Source organism: Clostridium sp. YIM B02506 (genome assembly GCF_022324845.1).
GTDB lineage: Bacteria > Bacillota > Clostridia > Clostridiales > Clostridiaceae > Clostridium_T > Clostridium_T intestinale.
Map to the genome: position 1 here is coordinate 94,377 of NZ_JAKGTG010000009.1, position 18,813 is coordinate 113,189.

At 30.8% G+C, this 18,813-nt stretch carries 18 protein-coding genes and 1 other annotated feature; of the genes, 16 read left to right on the plus strand and 2 right to left on the minus strand.

The features are described from left to right. Positions 1–13 precede the first annotated feature (13 nt). The 13 genes from aroB to L1S49_RS09390 all read left to right on the plus strand — a co-directional run bounded on the left by aroB (position 14) and on the right by L1S49_RS09390 (position 15,119). Positions 14–1,069, plus strand: a complete 1,056-nt coding sequence (gene aroB, locus L1S49_RS09330) for a 3-dehydroquinate synthase (protein ID WP_238903826.1) — start codon at positions 14–16, stop codon at positions 1,067–1,069. Positions 1,070–1,085: 16 nt separating this feature from the next. Further along, entirely contained in the window at positions 1,086–2,363 is a 1,278-nt protein-coding gene (aroA, locus tag L1S49_RS09335; RefSeq protein WP_238903828.1) for a 3-phosphoshikimate 1-carboxyvinyltransferase, read from the plus strand. Further along, positions 2,344–3,417 carry a chorismate synthase gene (gene aroC, locus L1S49_RS09340; RefSeq protein WP_238903830.1) on the plus strand — a complete coding sequence of 358 codons (1,074 nt, stop codon included), beginning with the start codon at positions 2,344–2,346 and terminating at the stop codon, positions 3,415–3,417. The genes aroA and aroC overlap by 20 nt, the downstream gene beginning before the upstream one ends. A gap of 6 nt (positions 3,418–3,423) precedes the next feature. Next, positions 3,424–4,560, plus strand: coding sequence for a chorismate mutase (locus L1S49_RS09345; protein WP_238903832.1), 1,137 nt, complete (start codon positions 3,424–3,426; stop codon positions 4,558–4,560). A 9-nt stretch (positions 4,561–4,569) separates the two neighbouring features. After that, positions 4,570–5,376 (plus strand): shikimate dehydrogenase, encoded by an 807-nt coding sequence (aroE, locus tag L1S49_RS09350; protein WP_238903834.1) that lies wholly within the window; start codon positions 4,570–4,572, stop codon positions 5,374–5,376. Between the two features lie 14 nt (positions 5,377–5,390). After that, positions 5,391–5,909, plus strand: a complete 519-nt coding sequence (locus L1S49_RS09355) for a shikimate kinase (protein WP_238903836.1) — start codon at positions 5,391–5,393, stop codon at positions 5,907–5,909. 233 nt (positions 5,910–6,142) lie between these two features. After that, positions 6,143–7,156 carry a 3-deoxy-7-phosphoheptulonate synthase gene (aroF, locus tag L1S49_RS09360; protein ID WP_238903838.1) on the plus strand — a complete coding sequence of 338 codons (1,014 nt, stop codon included), beginning with the start codon at positions 6,143–6,145 and terminating at the stop codon, positions 7,154–7,156. A gap of 26 nt (positions 7,157–7,182) precedes the next feature. Continuing rightward, positions 7,183–8,016 carry a prephenate dehydrogenase gene (locus tag L1S49_RS09365; protein WP_238903840.1) on the plus strand — a complete coding sequence of 278 codons (834 nt, stop codon included), beginning with the start codon at positions 7,183–7,185 and terminating at the stop codon, positions 8,014–8,016. Positions 8,017–8,233: 217 nt separating this feature from the next. Then, positions 8,234–8,450 (plus strand) — a binding site (T-box leader). Between the two features lie 66 nt (positions 8,451–8,516). Then, positions 8,517–9,818: a dicarboxylate/amino acid:cation symporter gene (locus L1S49_RS09370; RefSeq protein WP_238903842.1), complete on the plus strand. Its 1,302-nt coding sequence runs from the start codon at positions 8,517–8,519 to the stop codon at positions 9,816–9,818. Positions 9,819–10,209: 391 nt separating this feature from the next. Continuing rightward, a complete protein-coding gene (locus L1S49_RS09375; RefSeq protein WP_238903844.1) occupies positions 10,210–11,109 on the plus strand; it encodes a DUF4931 domain-containing protein in 900 nt (299 codons plus the stop codon). Positions 11,110–11,271: 162 nt separating this feature from the next. Then, a complete protein-coding gene (locus L1S49_RS09380) occupies positions 11,272–12,441 on the plus strand; it encodes a galactokinase (protein ID WP_238903846.1) in 1,170 nt (389 codons plus the stop codon). A gap of 18 nt (positions 12,442–12,459) precedes the next feature. Continuing rightward, complete coding sequence (gene galT, locus L1S49_RS09385) at positions 12,460–13,944, plus strand: UDP-glucose--hexose-1-phosphate uridylyltransferase (protein ID WP_238903848.1); 1,485 nt, start codon at positions 12,460–12,462, stop codon at positions 13,942–13,944. A gap of 185 nt (positions 13,945–14,129) precedes the next feature. Next, the gene (locus L1S49_RS09390; protein ID WP_238903850.1) at positions 14,130–15,119 is read left to right on the plus strand and encodes a LacI family DNA-binding transcriptional regulator; all 990 of its coding nucleotides are present in this window, start codon (positions 14,130–14,132) and stop codon (positions 15,117–15,119) included. Between the two features lie 160 nt (positions 15,120–15,279). On the opposite strand, the gene L1S49_RS09395 is transcribed toward L1S49_RS09390, so the two are convergent. Continuing rightward, on the minus strand, positions 15,280–15,834 hold the full coding sequence (locus L1S49_RS09395) for a CYTH domain-containing protein (protein ID WP_073020723.1): 555 nt from the start codon (positions 15,832–15,834) through the stop codon (positions 15,280–15,282). 125 nt (positions 15,835–15,959) lie between these two features. On the opposite strand from L1S49_RS09395, the gene L1S49_RS09400 reads away from it, so the two are divergent. The 3 genes from L1S49_RS09400 to L1S49_RS09410 all read left to right on the plus strand — a co-directional run bounded on the left by L1S49_RS09400 (position 15,960) and on the right by L1S49_RS09410 (position 17,866). After that, positions 15,960–17,000 (plus strand): nucleoid-associated protein, encoded by a 1,041-nt coding sequence (locus tag L1S49_RS09400; protein WP_073020725.1) that lies wholly within the window; start codon positions 15,960–15,962, stop codon positions 16,998–17,000. 92 nt (positions 17,001–17,092) lie between these two features. Then, positions 17,093–17,488: a hypothetical protein gene (locus tag L1S49_RS09405; protein ID WP_238903853.1), complete on the plus strand. Its 396-nt coding sequence runs from the start codon at positions 17,093–17,095 to the stop codon at positions 17,486–17,488. Between the two features lie 33 nt (positions 17,489–17,521). Then, a complete protein-coding gene (locus L1S49_RS09410; RefSeq protein WP_238903855.1) occupies positions 17,522–17,866 on the plus strand; it encodes a hypothetical protein in 345 nt (114 codons plus the stop codon). A gap of 62 nt (positions 17,867–17,928) precedes the next feature. Here L1S49_RS09410 and L1S49_RS23205 read toward each other — a convergent pair. Continuing rightward, on the minus strand, positions 17,929–18,813 hold an 885-nt coding region (locus L1S49_RS23205; protein ID WP_275299560.1), incomplete at its 5' end, for a hypothetical protein.

Sequence of the window (18,813 nt, forward strand, 5' to 3'; positions counted from 1 at the left end):
GGGGGATGGAGCCTTGGAATTAAAGGTAAATTTAGAAGAAAACTCATACCCGATTATAATTGAAAAAGGAAGTATAAAAAATATTAGCAAACACCTTAAAGATAGGTTTAAGGGAAAGAAAATAGCAATAATATCAGACAATATTGTTTATGGGATATATGGTGATGGCCTTAAAAAGGCACTTGAGTGTGAGGGATATACAGCAAAAGGTATAGTTATCCAGGCTGGAGAAAAGAGTAAATCTTTCTCTACTCTTCCAGCTGTATATAACGAACTCTTAGAGTTTAAATTAACTAGAACTGACATAATCCTAGCATTAGGAGGAGGAGTTGTAGGAGACTTAGCTGGGTTTGTAGCTTCAACTTATTTAAGAGGAGTACCTTTTATTCAAATTCCTACTACACTTTTAGCACAGGTTGATTCTAGTGTTGGAGGAAAGGTAGGAGTTGATTTAGAAAAAGGTAAAAATCTAGTAGGAGGCTTCTACCACCCTAAACTTGTTATTATAGATCCAGAGGTTTTAAATACTTTATCAGATAGAATATTTAAAGACGGTTTAGCAGAAGTAATAAAATACGGCTGTATTAAAGATAAAGATTTATTTGATAAACTTAAGGCTTATAAAGATAAAAAAGCGTTAATAGAAGATATTGAAGAAATAATATATAATTGCTGTGATATTAAAAGAAAAGTTGTAGAGGAAGATGAAAAAGATACTGGGGAAAGAATGCTTCTTAACTTTGGTCATACTTTAGGTCACGCAATTGAGCAATATTATAAATATGAAAGATATACTCACGGGGAAGGAGTAGCTATAGGTATGTATCAGATAATGAAGAGTGCTTATAGTAAAGGATTAGTAGCTGAGGGTGTAGCAGAAGAAATAAAAGATATTCTTATTAAATATGACTTGCCTTATTCTTTAGACGGAGAAAATATTGATGAACTTATTAATGTAATAAAATTAGATAAAAAAAATATCAATAACTCCTTAAGTTTAATACTCTTAAAAGAAATTGGTGAAAGTTATATATATCTAAGTGATGAAAATTTCTTTTCGGATATTTAATTAAGGGGGCTATTAAATGAATAGTGTTAAGATTACTCCAGGAAAGCTTAAGGGAGAAGTTAAAATTCCACCATCAAAAAGTATGGCTCACAGAGCAGTTATATGTGCTTCATTAAGTAAAGGAAAAAGTAAGATAACTAATATTGAGTACTCTGACGATATAATTGCAACCATAAATGCTATGAGAGCTTTAGGATCTGAAATAGAGATATTTGATGATCATTTAGAGATAGATGGTAGTAGTGTTTTCTCCAAAAATGTTGGAGAAATAGATTGTAATGAATCTGGATCAACTCTAAGATTTATGGTTCCACTGGCTATAGCTAAAGAAGCAGAAATGAGATTTATAGGTAAAGGTAATTTAGGCAAAAGACCTTTAACAACTTATTATGAGATATTCGATAGACAAGGAATTGAGTATAGCTATAAGGATGGAGAACTTGACCTTAAAGTTAAAGGAAGCATTAAAGGAGAAGAGTTTAAGATAAGAGGAGATATAAGTTCTCAATTTATAAGTGGATTATTATTTACGCTTCCTCTTATTAAAGAAGATTCTAAAATTATTATAACTACTAATTTAGAATCAAAAGGATATATAGATTTAACTTTAAGTATGTTAGATTACTATGGAATCAATGTAGTAAATAATGACTATAAGGAATTTATAATCAAAGGTAATCAGAAGTATACACCTAAGGATTATAAAGTGGAAGGTGACTTTTCTCAATCAGCATTCTTTTTAGTTGCAGATGCCTTAGGAAGTGATGTTTTAGTTAAGGACTTGAACATGGATTCTCTTCAAGGAGATAAAGAAGTTATAGAAATAATAGAAAGAATGGGATGTAAAATCTTATCTAAAGAAGAAGGAATTAAAGCTAAAGTAAAAGATTTAACTCCAACAATAATAGATGCAGCTCAGTGTCCAGATATTATACCTGTTTTAACCGTTTTAGCTTCCTTAACTACAGGAATAACTAAGGTAATAAATGCAGAAAGACTTAGAATAAAAGAATGTGATAGGTTAAAAGCCATTACTAGAGAATTAAATAAGTTAGGTGCTAGTGTAACAGAATTAGAAAACTCTTTATTAATAGAAGGAGTGGAATCTTTAACTGGAGGAACTGTGAGTTCTTGGGATGATCATAGAATAGCTATGAGTTTAGCTATAGCAGCTACTTGTGCCAAGGATGAAGTTATTATAGAAAATCCAAGTTGTGTAAAGAAATCTTATCCTAGCTTTTGGAGAGATTATAAATTATTAGGAGGGAAAGTAGATGAGCGTTTGGGGAAATAATATAAAAATATCTATTTTTGGTGAATCTCATGGAATAGCCTTAGGAATCAATATAAGTGGGCTGCCTTCAGGTATACTTTTAGATATGGAAGCTATAGAAAAAGAAATGGAAAGAAGAGCACCAGGAAGAAGTAAGATAGCTACTGCAAGAAAAGAAGGCGACAAAGTAGAAATAGTAAGTGGTGTATTTGAAGGAAGAACAACTGGAGCACCTCTTTGTGGAATCATAAGAAATGGAGATACTAGAAGCCAAGACTACTCTAAACTTAAAAGTTTAATGAGACCAGGGCATTCAGATTATCCTGCTATGATTAGATATAATGGGTTTAATGATGTTAGAGGTGGTGGACACTTTTCAGGAAGAATAACTGCTCCATTAGTATTTGCAGGTTCTATAGCAAGACAAATACTAAAAGAAAAAGGTATAACAATAGGTGCACACATTAAATCTATAAATAGTATTGAAGATGATAGCTTTAATCCATTAGCTATAGACGAAGCTTTATTAACTTCTTTAAAAGAAGGCGATATAGCAACTATAAATAAAGCTAAAGGCGAAGAAATGAGAGAACTTATTTTAGCTACTAAAAAGCAAGCAGACTCATTAGGTGGAGTAGTAGAGTGTGCTGTTACAGGAATACCAGCAGGAATAGGAAATCCATTTTTTGATTCAGTAGAAAGTACTTTGGCTCATTTAATGTTTTCAGTTCCAGCAGTAAAAGGAATTGAATTTGGAGCAGGTTTTGGAATTACTAAAATGAAAGGTTCTGAAGCTAATGACAGCTATTATTATGATGGTGATGAAATTAAAACAAAAACTAATAATAATGGTGGTATCTTAGGAGGAATTACTAATGGTATGCCAATTATATTTAGGGCAGCTGTAAAACCAACTTCATCAATAGGCTTATATCAAGATACAGTTGATGTAGTTAATAAGGTTGATGATAAACTTCAAGTTGTAGGAAGACATGATCCTTGTATAGTAACTAGAGCTGTAGTTGTTATAGAATCAGTAACAGCACTAGGAATTTTAGATTTGATGATGGGGTGAAAAATAGTGGATGGATTAGATGGCTGGAGAAGTAAAATTGACGAAATTGATTATGAAATCATAAAGTTATTTCAAGAGAGAATGGCTTTGGTAGCTAATATAGCTAAATATAAAGAAGAAAATAATCTTCCCATATTTCAAGAGGATAGAGAGAAAAAAGTTATAGAGAAGAACTTAAAGTATGTTACTAATGAGAATATGAAGGAATATGCCGAAGAATTTATTCATGATTTAATGAATGTAAGTAAAAAATATCAATGCAAAAAAGTTTTTTCAGAGAAAAATATAAATTTAGATGTGAAAGAATGTAGAGATAAAAAAGACATTGATAGTTTTAAAATAGGTTATGGCGGAGTAGAGGGAGCATTTTCAGAAGATGCTTTAATTAAGTACTTCGGTGATAAGGTTAAGAAAGTAAACTATGAGCAGTTTGAATGGGTTTTTGAAGCTCTTAAAGAGGATAAAATCGACTATGGTGTATTACCTATAGAAAATTCCTCAGCAGGTGTAGTAAATGATGTATATGATTTATTAAGAAAATACGGCTTTTATATTATTGGAGAAGAGTATATATCTATAAGTCAACATCTACTGGGACTTAAGGGGACTGAGATTTCTGATATAAAGGAAGTATATTCCCATCCTCAAGGTCTTCAACAAAGTAGTAGTTTTTTAAAGACTCATGAAGATTGGAGGAAAATACCTTATCATAATACAGCTTTAGCAGCTAAATTAGTTAGTGAAGGCAATGATACTACTAAGGTTGCAATTGCATCTGAAAGAGCTGCAAAGATTTATAATCTTGAAATACTTCAAAGAAATATCAATAATGAAGAAAGCAATAAAACAAGATTTATAGTTATAGGTAAAGAACTAGAAAATTCGGAAGATAAGATATCAATTATATTTAAACTAGAGAACAAAGTAGGTACTTTATTTAATGTATTAAAGTTTGTAAATGACTATGGTTTAAATATGCTTAAAATTGAATCAAGACCTGTTGGCAATGAACCATGGGAATACTATTTCTATTTAGATTTCCAAGGAAATTTACAAGATGATAAGGTTAAAGATGTATTAACATTAATAGAAAAAAATAGTTCATATTTTAGGTTATTAGGGGCTTATAAAAGTAAATATTAGGGGGCTATTATGTTATTATATGGTTTGTTAGGAGAAAAACTCACTCACTCATTATCCCCAGAAATTCATGATGTTATATTTAAGAATTTAAATATAAAAGCAAGATACTCTTTATTTCAAGTAGAAAAAGAAAATGTCTGTAAAGTGATTGATTCTCTAAAGGTTTTAGGTATATCAGGAATAAATGTAACAATTCCTTATAAAGAAGAAATAATTAAGTATTTGGATGAAATATCAGAAGAAGCAAAAAATATAGGTGCAGTTAATACTGTAGTTATAAAAGATAATAAATCCTATGGCTATAATACAGATTATTTTGGATTTGGGAGTATGCTTAAAAGAGAAGATGTCACCGTAGAAGGAAAAACGGTGGTAGTTTTAGGTGCAGGGGGAGCAGCAAAGGCTATTATACAGTATTTTAAAGATAGTAAGGCTAAAGAAATATATTTAGTATCTAGAAATAAAGAGAAGATATGTGCAAAATACTCAGGTGTAACAGCTTTGGATTATGAAGAACTTAAAGAAGTTTCTGGAGATATAATCGTTAATACAACTCCTTTAGGTATGTATCCGAGCATAGAGGGCATGCCAGTTAGTGAAGAGATACTAATGAAGTATAAAGTAGCAGTAGATGCTATCTATAATCCACTAAAAACAAGATTTCTATTAAAAGCAGAAGCTCTTGGACTTAAAGCTATAAACGGATTATATATGCTTATTGACCAAGCTATAAAGGCAGAAGAAATTTGGCACGATCAAGCTATTGATGGGAAAATCGGGGAAGAAATATATGAAGATTTATGCAAATTATTTTGAGTGAGGAGAGAAGTATGCGCAAGAATTTAGTGCTAATAGGAATGCCAGGATCAGGGAAAACTACTATTGGAAAATTAGTATCAGAAAAGCTGAATTATGATTTTGTTGATATGGATGAATATATGAAAACAAAATATAAAAAAAGTATAAATGATATGTTTTTAAATGGGGAAGATTATTTTAGACAAGAAGAAAGTAAATGCTGTGAGGAGATAAGTAAAATCCAAAACAGTATAATATCAACTGGCGGTGGAGTAATAAAAAAGAAACATAACGTTGATTTACTTGGATATACAGGTATAATAATATTTATAGATAGGACAGTTAATGATATATTGTCAGATATAGAAGTTTCCTCAAGACCACTATTAAAAGATGGGAAAGAAAAGTTATATAAATTATATGAAGAAAGGTACAATCTTTATAGGGAGTATGCTCATATAATTATAAAAAACGATAAAAATTTAGATAAAGTTGTAGAAGAGATTGTAAACAAGTATAAAGAAGCTAATAATTCTTTATCTGATGTCTAGCCACTGTAACACTCCCACGCACTGTGTGAAAGCGACTATGCCAAATATAAAATTTGGAGTATCTGCTTTTCTTCAAGTGGGAGATAACAGTGGCACGACCCTAGATAAGTTCAACTAAGATTCAGATGGAGATCAAACACCATCTGAATCAAGTTTCACTTGATAATGTAGTTTTGTAGTACGGTAGGTTAAGGAAAAGTAAAATTAAATGTAAATTCAGGAGGATGGTAGTAATGATAGTTATAATGAATAGTAACGTGAAAGATGAAGAAATTAGAAAAGTAGTAGGAATAGTAGAAGGATTAGGTGTTCAAACTAACGTTTCAAAAGGCGATAGCCTTTGTGTAATTGGGTTAGTTGGAGATACCTCTAGGATAGATGGAGACAAACTTATGGCACTAGACGGAGTAGATAAGGTTCTAAAGGTTCAAGAACCTTATAAAAAAGCAAATAGACTATTTAAACCAGATAATAGCATAATAGATGTACGAGGAAATAAAATTGGAGGCAGCAATTTCTCAGTTATGGCAGGTCCTTGCTCAGTAGAAAGTGAAGAGCAGATAATAGAAGTAGCTGAAGCAGTTAAAAAATCAGGAGCTAACTTCCTAAGAGGAGGAGCTTTTAAGCCTAGAACATCCCCTTATAGTTTTCAAGGCTTAGAGCTTGAAGGACTTAATCTTTTAATGAAAGCAAGAGAAGCAACAGGCCTTCCAATAGTTACAGAAATAATGTCTACAGACTACATTGATGAGTTTGTAGAAAAAGTGGATGTAATACAGGTTGGAGCTAGAAATATGCAAAACTTTGACCTTTTAAAACAATTAGGTAAATGCTCTACCCCTATACTTTTAAAAAGAGGACTATCGGCAACCTATGAAGAATGGATAATGTCGGCGGAATATATAATGGCGGGCGGTAATGAAAATGTAATTCTTTGTGAAAGAGGTATAAGAACTTTTGAAACTTATACAAGAAATACTTTGGATTTAAGTGCTATACCAGTATTAAGAAAGTTAACTCATCTACCAATAATAATAGACCCTTCTCATGCTGGAGGTATGTGGTGGTTAGTTGAATCTATGGCAAAAGCTGCTGTAGTAGCCGGAGCAGATGGACTTATGATAGAAGTTCACAATGACCCAGCTAATGCTTTAAGCGATGGTGGTCAATCTCTTAAACCACAAGTTTTTGATGATGTTATGAAAAAAGTAAAAGTTTTGGTTGAACTTGAGGAAAGGAAGCTTTAAGACTTATAAGCTATTAGGTAAGAAATATGAAGATTACTATAATAGGCTTAGGAGTCATAGGTGGTTCCTTTGCAATGGCATTAAATGCTTTAAATGAGCATGAAATTTATGGTGTGGATAGAAATAAAGACACTTTAGAAAAGGCTTTAGATTTAGGGATAATAACAAAGGGATGCACATCTGGAGATGAGTTTATTAAAGAAAGTGATTTAATAATAATTGGATTATATCCATCTCTTGTTATAGATTTTCTTAAAAAGAATAAAGACAATTTCAAAGATGGAGCTATTATAACTGACGTTACAGGTATAAAAGAAACTTTTATAGCTGAAGCTTTAGATATAATTCCAGAAGGTGTAGACTTTATATTTGGTCACCCTATGGCTGGTAGAGAAAAAAAAGGAATAGATTTTGCCTCAAAGGAAGTCTTTAAAGGAGCTAATTATCTTTTAACTCCACACAGTAAAAATAAGGAAGCTAATTTAAAGCTTATGGAAGAATTAGTGTTAAAAATAGGCTTTAAAAAGGTTAGAAAGATAACACCAAAAGATCATGATAAAATCATATCTTTTACCTCTCAATTACCTCATGCAATTGCTGTAGCGTTAATAAATAGCGATAATCAAGAGTTCGATACTGGGTCATTTATTGGAGATTCATATAGAGATTTAACTAGAATAGCTAACATAAATGAGGAATTATGGAGTGAACTATTTTTAGGTAATAAAGAGAATCTACTAAATAGTATAGAAGATTTTGAAAAGCAACTAGATTTCATTAAGGATGCGGTGAAAGAGGCTGATATATATAAGCTAAAAGAACTTTTTATTGAATCAGGTAAACGAAGAGAAAAACTATAAAAATGTAATAAATAAAAATCTGCCCATAGAATTTAGTTCTATGGGCAGATTTATTAATTAAAATTATTATTTAATAATTTATACAAATTATTGAGATAATGAGAGTGTAAACCTATAAAAATTAAAATAGTTAATAAATTTTGAATAAAACAAGGATTGATATATGTAAGAAAATGAAATATACTAATTTCACAGTAATGTTATAGGAATTATATGAATGTAAGCTGTGATTAGGAAAAGTAAATTATACATACTTTACAGAGAGGAACTTAGTGGTGAAAAAGTTCTAAGGAAATATAATTGAAATGCACCTAGGAGCTTTAAACCGAAATAATAGTAGGTGGTACGGGTTCTCACGTTATAGAGAAAATGAGATGAATGTGTATATGCATATTCAATCAGAGTGGAACCGCGGAGTATATTCTGCCTCTGAATTATAGAGGCAGAATTTTTTTATGTCCCAAAAAACAAAAAAATAAATTTCAAGGAGGAAATTCATAATGGGAATAGTTTTATCAGTATTAATTTTAGCACTAATTTATTTCTTAAAGACTAAGAAAGTTAGTTTTGGAAACAGAGTTTTATTAGCTCTAGTTTTAGGGGTAGTAATAGGTTCATTTTTCCAAAATGATGTTCAATATATACAACCCATAGGTGGAGCATATGTTAATCTTATTAAAGCTTTAGTTGTACCTTTAGTTGTTTCAGTTATAATTACTAGTATAACAGCTTTAGAAGACCCAGCAAGATTAAAGAAAATAGGTTTAAAAACATTAGGGTGGTTTTTCTTAACAACAGCAATAGCAGCAGTAATAGGAACAGTTATTGCATTAGCATTTAACTTAGGTGATGGCGTACAGTTTGTTGCATCAGAAGAGTTTAAAGCTAGAGAGATTCCTACATTTTCACAGATAATTTTAGATTTAATTCCAGCAAACCCAGTATCAGAAGCAGCAAGTGGAAAGATAATACCTGTAATGGTGTTTTCAATAATAGTAGCAGTAGCAATAATAGTAGAAGGTCATAATAAACCTGAACTTGTAAAGCCAGTTAAAGATTTCTTTAAATCTTTCTCACAAATAATGTTTAGAGTTACAAGATTCGTAATGCAATTAACTCCATACGCTGTATTTGCATTAATGGCTCAAGTATCAGCTAAATACGGTATATCAAGTTTATTACCATTAATTAAAGTTATAGGAGCAGTATACTTAGCTTCAATAATACAAGTAGTTGTAGTTCAAGGTGGACTTATTGCTTTCGTAGCAAAATTAAATCCAGTGAAGTTCTTTAAAAAGATTTTCCCTGCTCAATTAGTAGCATTTACCACAAGAAGCAGTTACGGTACATTACCTGTAACAATAAAAACTTTAACTGAAAGAGTAAAAGTTTCAGAAGAACTTGCAACATTTATAGCACCATTAGGGGCTAACATGGGAATGAACGGATGTGCAGGATTATATCCAGCAATAGTTGCAGTTTTTGTAGCAAAAGTATTTAACATACCAATGGACTTCTCTAGTTATCTTTTATTAATAGGATTAACAACAGTTGCATCTATAGGTACAGCAGGGGTTCCTGGTACCGCATCAATAATGGCAACAGTAGTGTTATCAGGTATGGGATTACCTATTGAAGGACTTGCTTTAGTACTTGGAGTTGATACAGTAATAGATATGGCTAGAACAGCTACAAATGTTACTGGAGCAGCAGTAGTATCAACTTTAGTAGCAGCATCAGAAAATGAATTAGATAGAGCTGCTTTTGAAGAAGAAGATAAAGAATTTGAATTAAGTATGTAATTTTTATATAAGCTGTCACATTAGCTATTAGATTTAGCTAAATGTGGCAGTTTTTTTGTATAGAAAGTTTTAAATAGCAGAAGCAAAAGGGCTGAAGAGGATAAACATATATAATTTTATAGTAGGTATAAGATAAGGAGAGAAAGGAATTTAATGAGACTTGAGGAGAAGTCTCTACAGTAAAGAAGTGATAAAGATTTGATGGAGCATTCCTGCGGAATCTCCTACAGTATAGAAGTGCAGAACATCAAAAGTTTAGAACATCAGAAGAGCAGAAGTTTAGAAAATCAAAAGATCAGAAGTTGAAATGAATTTGATGAAGCCTCTACGAGACTTCTACAGCATTAAGGTGTATACTAATTATAAGGAATATACTTTGAGAGGTAGTTTAATGAAGAATATTAGATATGATTTTTTAACTAAGTCAAATATTGTTTTTGCTAAAAAGAGAGAGAATAGACCTAATAATTTTGAAGATACAGTAAAAAAACCACTTAAGATATATAGAGAAGATTGTCCTTTTTGTCCAGGAAATGAGGATGAGAGCATGGATGAAGTTGTTGAGTTTAAGAATAATTTTGGTATAAAAATTATTAATAATAAATATCCTGTGGTTAGTATAGATGAGGCAGATAATTATGGACATCATTATGTGGTTATTGAGGATAGTAATCATAATGGAGATGAAAATACAATAACACAAGAAAGATTTTTTCAGGTATTAAGGGCATATAAAGTAGCTATAAATAATATTAAAAAAGATGAAAAGATAAAGTATGTACAGATATTTAAAAATTGTAAGAGAGGCGGAGGGGCATCTTTAGAGCATCCTCATTCTCAAATAATTGCACTTGATCATATACCTAAGAAGTACTTAGAGCTATGTGGTGAAACGTGTGATGTTTGTGAAGAAAGGGAAAAAGAAGAAAATGATAATTTGAGAATTGTAGCTAGAAATAATCATTTTATTGCTTATGCTCCTTTTGCGTCAGTAAATGCATATCAAATAAGAATAGCTTTATTAGAACATAAGGGATCACTTTTAGATTTAGAAGGGGAAGTACTAATAAGTCTTGCTGAAATATATGAAAAGGTGATGAGTAAATTAAGAAGAGTATTAGAAGATTTTCCTTATAATTTAGGATTTTATTCTCTAGAAGATGAAAATTTTCATTTTTTCTTAGATATATATCCAAGAAAAATAAGCCTTGGTGGATTTGAGTTGTCGAGTGGAATGTTAATAAATTCTAAGCTGCCAGAAGATGTAGCAAGTGAAATAAACAAATTATAAAAGTTACCACTAAAAGAAATTTTGGTGGTATTTTTATGTTTAAAAATTTATGAAAACCTTTAATAAATCTATTGACTACCTAAGTAAAAAAGAAGTAAAATTAAAGTAAATAAAAGATATATTTTACTAAAATAACTATGAATTAAAAAGGTGGAGAGTATTATGGATTTAAGGGAATGTAAAAATGAGTTTATAAAAATTTTTGGAAAAGAAGATTTTAGAGTGTTTTTTGCTCCAGGTCGAATTAATCTTATTGGTGAGCATACAGACTATAATGGTGGGAATGTATTTCCAGCAGCTATTACTTTTGGGACTTATGGCTTAGCTGGAAAAAATGACTTAAATAAGTTTCGCTTGTATTCTATGAATTTTCAAAGCCTAGGTGTAATAGAATTTGGTCTTGAAGAATTAGACTATAACAAAAAGCATGATTGGGCAAACTACATTAAAGGGATGATTCGTTATTTAAAAGAAGCTGGTTATGAGATTAATGCTGGTGTAGATATAGTTTTTTATGGCAATATTCCTAATGGAGCAGGATTATCTTCTTCAGCATCAATAGAGCTAGCAACTGGAGTGATACTAGAAGGTCTTTTTTCATTAGATATAGATAGAATCGATTTGGTTAAGATAGGTAAAAAGGTTGAAAATGAGTTTATAGGGGTTAATAGTGGAATTATGGATCAATTCGCCATAGGAATGGGGAAAAAGGAATGTGGGATTTTACTTGACTGTGAAACTTTAAAGTATTCATACGCTCCAATAAAATTAGAAAACTACGACATAGTTATTATGAATACTAATAAACGTAGAGAATTGGCAGATTCTAAATATAACGAAAGAAGAGGAGAGTGTGAAGAGGCTTTAAGAAGATTACAAAAGGTAGTTGATATTAATTCATTAGGACAACTTAGTGAAGAGGAGTTTGAAAAAAATAAGCATGTAATAGATGATGAAATTTTAACTAAGCGTGCCAAACATGCTGTTTATGAAAATCAACGTACCCTTAAAGCTTTAGATGAATTAAATAAAGGAAATATCTTAGCTTTTGGTGAATTGATGAATAGGTCGCATATTTCCTTAAGAGATGATTATGAAGTCACTGGAAAAGAATTAGATGCCTTAGTTGAAGCTGCTTGGGAGCAAGAAGGAGTAGTTGGAGCTCGTATGACTGGAGCAGGTTTTGGTGGATGTTCTATTGCAATGGTTGAAAAGAAAAATACAGGGGATTTTATAAAAAATGTGGGAAATAAATATAAAAATATTATAGGATATGAAGCGGATTTTTATATAGCAAGTATAGGTGATGGGGCTGGAGAACTTAAAGAATAGCAATTTTGGAGGATAATTATGTTTGTTTATGAAGTAATACAAGGGTTATTAAATAAAGCAATTGAATGTTGTCTTATAGATAAACAAGATGAGGTATATGTAAGAAATCAGATATTGGCCCAGCTAAAATTAAATGATTTTATAAAAAGTGATATAAAAATTGATAAAAGTATACCAGATCTATTAGAGGATATAGTTAAGTATGCTATAGAAGTAGGAGTAATTGAAGATAGCTTTCATGAGAAAGATATATTATCTACAAATATTATGAATTGTTTTATGCCAAGACCATCTGAAGTTAACGATAGGTTTTATAAATACTATAAAATTAATCCTAAAGAGTCTACAGAATACTTCTTTAATTTGAGTAAAAATAGTAATTATATTCAAACAAAAGCTATAGCAAAAAATATAAATTATAAAGCAGATACAGAGTATGGAAATATAGATATAACTATAAATTTATCAAAACCAGAAAAAAATCCTACGGATATAATTAAAGAAAAAGCAGTAAAAAGTAGTAGTTATCCTAAATGCTTATTGTGTATAGAAAATGAGGGCTATGAAGGAAGAGCAGGACATCCTGCTAGAGCAAATCATAGAATGGTAAGAGTTGATTTATTTGAGGAAGAGTGGTTTTTACAATATTCGCCTTATGCTTATTATAATGAACATTGTATATTATTATCAAAAATTCATAGGGATATGAAAATAGATAGAGCAGCATTTAGCAGATTATTAAGTTTTGTTGATATGTTTCCACACTATTTTATTGGTTCAAATGCAGATCTTCCAATAGTAGGAGGGTCAATATTATCTCATGACCACTATCAAGGTGGAAGATATGAATTCGCTATGGAAAGAGCAGAAGCTGAGGAGTTTTTTAAGATTGCAGAATACCCTAATATTGAAGCTTCTATAGTTAAATGGCCAATGTCAGTAATCCGTTTAAAAAGTAAAGATATTGAGGAATTAACAAATGCTTCGGAGAAGATTTTAAATATTTGGAGAGGATATACTGATAAAGAGGCAGATATATATGCCTATACTGGAGATATACCTCATAACACAATAACGCCAATTGCCAGAAAAAGAAATGGATTTTTTGAGATGGATTTAGTGCTTAGAAATAATAGAACTACTGAAGAACATCCATTAGGAATATTTCACCCCCATGATGATGTTCATCATATAAAGAAAGAAAATATAGGATTAATAGAAGTCATGGGGCTGGCGGTATTACCAGGTAGATTGAAGGATGAACTTAAGGAAGTTGAAAAATATATATTAGGAGAAGATAACCTAATAGAAGAGTATCATAAACCTTGGGCAGAAGAATTAAAGATGATTTATAAAAGCAAAGTAAAAAAGGATAATGCTCAAGAAATAGTTAAAATTGAAACTGCTAAAAAGTTTCTTAAGGTCTTAGAATATGCTGGAGTATTTAAAAGAGATGAAAAAGGTAAAGAAAACTTTAGAAGATTTATTAAAGAAATAATATAGAAAAATTGAGGCTCTAAATTTAGAGCCTCAAAACAATATTATGAGAGTTTTTAAACCATGTACAATTAAATTTACTTACTGAGTAAAAGTATAGTTAAATTCAAAGAAAAGAATGGTGAATTTTAGTTAAAATAAAGATATAATTGAAATATATATAATATTTATTAATTTAAAAGGAGAAAATAATGGCGACAATTAAAGATATTGCAGATAAAGCAGGAGTGTCAATAGCTACAGTTTCAAGAGTTTTAAATTATGATGAGACTTTATCAGTAGGTGATGATACTAAAAAAAAGATTTTTAATGTAGCAGAGGAATTGTCTTATGAGAAAAGACAACCAAAGAAAAAAACATTGGCTAAGATAGCTCTTATTCATTGGTATACAGAAAAAGAAGAATTAAATGATTTATATTATATGTCTATTCGTATAGGTGTAGAAAACAGATGTAAACAAAATAACTTGGCTATAGTAAAGTTTTTTAAAAACAATATTGATGAATTAATGAAGGAAAAGATACAAGGAATTGTTGCTGTAGGAAAGTTTAGCAAGAAAGAGGTAGAAGATTTAGCTAAGATAACAAGTAATATAGTATTTGTGGATTATGCTCCAGACGAAGAAAAATATGATTGTGTTATAACCAATTTCGAGATAGCTACAAAAAAAATATTAGATTATTTAATGGAAAAAGAGCATAGAGAAATAGGATATATCGGTGGAAGAGAAACCTTTAACGATAGAACATCAGAGATAAATGATTCTAGAGAAGTTATTTATAAAAGTTACTTAAAAGAAAAGAACTTATTTAAGGAAGAGTATATGTATATAGGAAAATACTCTGCAAGTGATGGTTATGATTTAATGAAAAAAGCTTTAGAGGAGCATAAGGATAACTTGCCAACAGCATTTTTAGTTGGAAGTGATTCTCTAGCTATTGGATGCCTTAAAGCACTAAATGAAAATAAAATAGCTGTTCCAGATAGAGTAAATATTATAGGTATAAATGATATAAGTATAGCTCAATATGTTTATCCATCTTTAAGTACTATTAAAGTACATACTGAACTTATGGGTGAGACTTCAGTAGATTTATTGATAGAAAGATTAAATGACAGGACTATCAGCAAAAAAGTTAGTATAGCTACAGAACTTATAATAAGGGAAAGTAGTTTTTAAAATATTAAAATTGAATACAAGTAAAGCTTAAACTAAATACGAGTATTAAATGAATTTAGTTTAAGCTTTACTGTTTTTTTAGATCAAGGAATATATATAGATATATATATAACTATATAACTATATAACTATATATAGTGTTAATGCGGGTTTGCAGAGATTACAACCCTTTTTCAGAGGATATTCCCTTGTCTTTTAATATTTCATATATTGTCTTGGAAGTTGTATCCTCCAAACTATAACCTAAAAGTTCTAAGATTTCTTTAAGTTCTTCTTCAGAAGAGGTTTCAAACTCAACATAGGGAAAAGGACAAAAACTTTTTTCATTAATATCTATTTCAATTAAAGTGTTTTTGTATTTATAACTTTCTCTATATTTCTTTATTGAATCAATAAGTTCTAATCCTAAGGCTTCAAATATTTTTTTACCAACTTCCCCATCTTCAATAATAGTTTCATTCTCTTCCATAACTTTAAATCTCTCTTGAGAGAGCATTTTTTTTGTAGTAATAAAGCTAAAAGATTTTCTGTTTAATAAATCTTCAACTATTCTAATTCTAGCATAACCCTTTTTTGATAGAAGTCTTCTATCTGGAAAATCATATATATTGTTAATCTGATTTTCTTCTTTTACCTTTTCAGCGTTAATCATTTTTAAATCCCTGCGAAACTTATCTAAATCTATATCGATAATACGGGTTTCTAACTCTTTCATATAATATCAGTCCTTTCCTAAATTTAATTCTATTATAAATCAAATTATTATTCTAGATAAATACCTATAAAAATATGTGATATAATAGGGACTGAAATATACAGGACTATAATGGAGGTACCCCTATGGAATACGTTAATGATATAAATATTGTAGAGGCGGTTATTCATATTCTAGATAATAACTCAGACGAACCAATATTAAATGAATATAAATTAGATTTAGGTGATGAAATTTATAAGTATATATATAGACATATTGAAAAAGCCTTAAAAGATGAGGAACTAAAGTATGCCGTATTTAATCCAGAGAGAAATATAGTAAAAGAGTTATCTCAAGAGTATTTAAATGGTGCGAATACTGATTTGGTTTCTATATCTCAAGAAATGGGAAGACAACTGTTTGCAATAATGAAGGGGAATGGAAATATTCCATCCTGTGATTTAGTGGTTGCATCAATATCTACAGACCAAGGAATCATGTTGGCTTTATTAAAAATGGACTATGTAAGGAACTTTGCTCATAAAGTAGATTTTTTGGATGATAAAATAGGAATTGGTATAATCCAACAATATGGTGGACTACCAGCATCTTCTCAAAGAATACAAAAATGTGCTTTTATAAAACCATTAGCAAAGGATCAAGATTTTAACTTAATGGTGATTGATAAGCAAAAGAAAAATAAAGAGGAAGAAGAGTACGGTTCTAATTATTTTATAAATCATTTTTTAGGTTGTACAGTTATAACAAATGAAAGAGATATGACTAAAAGCTTTATGAAAGCAACAGAAACTTGGACCAGAAATAACATTAATCAGGATGCTGATAAGGCAGAGAAGATAAGAACAACTATAAAAAGTAAACTAAAAGAAGAAGAGAAGATAAATATACCTGAACTTTCTAATGAGCTTTTTAAAGAAGAACCAGAGGCGAAAAGAGCATTTGATGATTTTATTATATCTCAGGGATTAAATGAAGAGGTTCAGATAGATAAACAATATGTGGAGAAAAAATTAAAAAGAGTTAGACTAAAGATAGATAAAGAAATAGATTTATATATAGATGAGGAAGCTTACCACGATAATTCTAAATTTGAAATAGTTAGAAATGGTGATGGAAGTATAAATATGGTGATAAAACATGTAATAAATTATATAGAAAAGTAATATAGTAGCTTCATTACTCCAAAAGGATTTAAGGTAGAATTGTAGAATATATTATATAAGTGAGAATTTTACAAAAATCTGGAGGGGTGTATATGTTTGGAAAATTTATGAATGGATCACAAGGACTAGATAGAGGCCCAAATAAAGGATTAAATAGATTACCGATAGTATATGTAAGAAATAACACAGAGGAAAATATAGAAAATATAAGTTTTTCTTTTGATAATGTGGTACTTATAGGATCAGAAATTAAAAAGGTTAAACCTAATACAACTAAGAATGTATCTTTATATCTAACTTATAGACAAAGAGATCAGCTAGAAAGAGAAGATTATGATTTAATAATGAATCATGGAAAAGAAAATAAATATACAATAAGTGAGGCCTATGGAGCGGAGCATATAAGGGACATTTTGGTTGAGATTATGAAGATTTATAATGATGGAAGTTTAGGAATAAAAATTGAGGAAAACTATTTAAGCTGTTAAATAATATTTAATTGTTTTATGAGGTAGATTAGTATGCAAACACAATTATTACCAATAGTTTATATAAGAAATAATACATCGCAGATCATAGAAGATATCTATTTTTCTTTTGACTCTATAGAGCTTATGGGTTCAAAAGCTAAGAAAATAAAACCGAATACTACTAAAAATATATCTCTATACTTAGCAGATAGGCAGAAGTTTCAACTAGCGAGAGAAGATTATGATTTGGTAATGCATCATAGAAATGAAAATAAATATGTAGTAGTTGAATGTTATGGAATTTCCCCTTCTCTTAATATTTTAGTGGAAATCATGACAGTTTATAAAGATGGAACATTAGGAATTAAGGTTGATGAAAAGTTTTCTAGAATATAGAAAGTGTGTATGATAAAGGCCAGTATTTAATTAAATACTGGCCTCAAAATTTTAGTCTAATACTAAGCTATTCTCATTAGGGTTATAGAAGCTGTTACACCTGAATCTATAAAATCAGTAGTACCATTTATTCTTAATCTTAATACATCTGAAGTAGATAAAGATAAAATTATATGGCCAACAGCTTCTCCGCTTGTGCCTGGGAATGAGATAATACTTCCAGGGATATCGGAATTATTCACAAATAAATTTATAGAAGAATTGTTTGTATCTGTAGCATTAGCAGAAAAGGTTATATGATATATTCCACTAATTTGTACAGTTATATCTGATCCATTAGCCCCTAAAGTTACATTGGATGGAACAACAGAATTAAATTCAAATATCTTAAATATTAATCCTTCTATATTATTTGTTGCTGCTGTAGTACTAAAGAAAGAGGCATATCCTGATGCAATACTTCCAGTAGCTCCGGTAGCACCGGTAGGACCAGTAGCACCGGTAGGACCAGTAGGACCTGTAGCACCGGTAGGACCAGTAGCACCGGTAGGACCAGTAGCACCGGTAGGACCAGTAGGACCAGTAGCACCGGTAGGACCAGTAGGGCCAGTAGCTCCAGTAGGACCAGTAGGGCCGGTAGCCCCAGTAGGACCGGTAGGACCAACAGCGCCGGTAGAACCGGTAGGGCCAGTAGCACCAGTAGGACCAACAGGACCAGTAGAACCAGTAGGGCCGGTAGCACCAACAGGACCTACAGGGCCAATGTTACCAGTAGCTCCAGTAGGACCAACAGGGCCAGTGTCACCAGTAGGACCGGTAGGGCCAACAGCACCGGTAGAACCGGTAGGGCCAGTAGCTCCAGTAGGACCAATAGGACCAGTAGAGCCAGTAGGGCCGGTAGCACCAACAGGACCTACAGGGCCAATATTACCAGTAGCCCCAGTAGG

Excerpts from the sequence above, each read along its gene's own strand:
- aroA (WP_238903828.1), top strand. The coding sequence starts at position 1,086 with ATGAATAGTGTTAAGATTACTCCAGGAAAGCTTAAGGGAGAAGTTAAA.
- aroC (WP_238903830.1), top strand. The coding sequence starts at position 2,344 with ATGAGCGTTTGGGGAAATAATATAAAAATATCTATTTTTGGTGAATCT.
- aroE (WP_238903834.1), top strand. The coding sequence starts at position 4,570 with ATGTTATTATATGGTTTGTTAGGAGAAAAACTCACTCACTCATTATCC.
- L1S49_RS09355 (WP_238903836.1), top strand. The coding sequence starts at position 5,391 with ATGCGCAAGAATTTAGTGCTAATAGGAATGCCAGGATCAGGGAAAACT.
- aroF (WP_238903838.1), top strand. The coding sequence starts at position 6,143 with ATGATAGTTATAATGAATAGTAACGTGAAAGATGAAGAAATTAGAAAA.
- L1S49_RS09365 (WP_238903840.1), top strand. The coding sequence starts at position 7,183 with ATGAAGATTACTATAATAGGCTTAGGAGTCATAGGTGGTTCCTTTGCA.
- L1S49_RS09370 (WP_238903842.1), top strand. The coding sequence starts at position 8,517 with ATGGGAATAGTTTTATCAGTATTAATTTTAGCACTAATTTATTTCTTA.
- L1S49_RS09375 (WP_238903844.1), top strand. The coding sequence starts at position 10,210 with ATGAAGAATATTAGATATGATTTTTTAACTAAGTCAAATATTGTTTTT.
- L1S49_RS09380 (WP_238903846.1), top strand. The coding sequence starts at position 11,272 with ATGGATTTAAGGGAATGTAAAAATGAGTTTATAAAAATTTTTGGAAAA.
- galT (WP_238903848.1), top strand. The coding sequence starts at position 12,460 with ATGTTTGTTTATGAAGTAATACAAGGGTTATTAAATAAAGCAATTGAA.
- L1S49_RS09390 (WP_238903850.1), top strand. The coding sequence starts at position 14,130 with ATGGCGACAATTAAAGATATTGCAGATAAAGCAGGAGTGTCAATAGCT.
- L1S49_RS09395 (WP_073020723.1), bottom strand. The coding sequence starts at position 15,834 with ATGAAAGAGTTAGAAACCCGTATTATCGATATAGATTTAGATAAGTTT.
- L1S49_RS09400 (WP_073020725.1), top strand. The coding sequence starts at position 15,960 with ATGGAATACGTTAATGATATAAATATTGTAGAGGCGGTTATTCATATT.
- L1S49_RS09405 (WP_238903853.1), top strand. The coding sequence starts at position 17,093 with ATGTTTGGAAAATTTATGAATGGATCACAAGGACTAGATAGAGGCCCA.
- L1S49_RS09410 (WP_238903855.1), top strand. The coding sequence starts at position 17,522 with ATGCAAACACAATTATTACCAATAGTTTATATAAGAAATAATACATCG.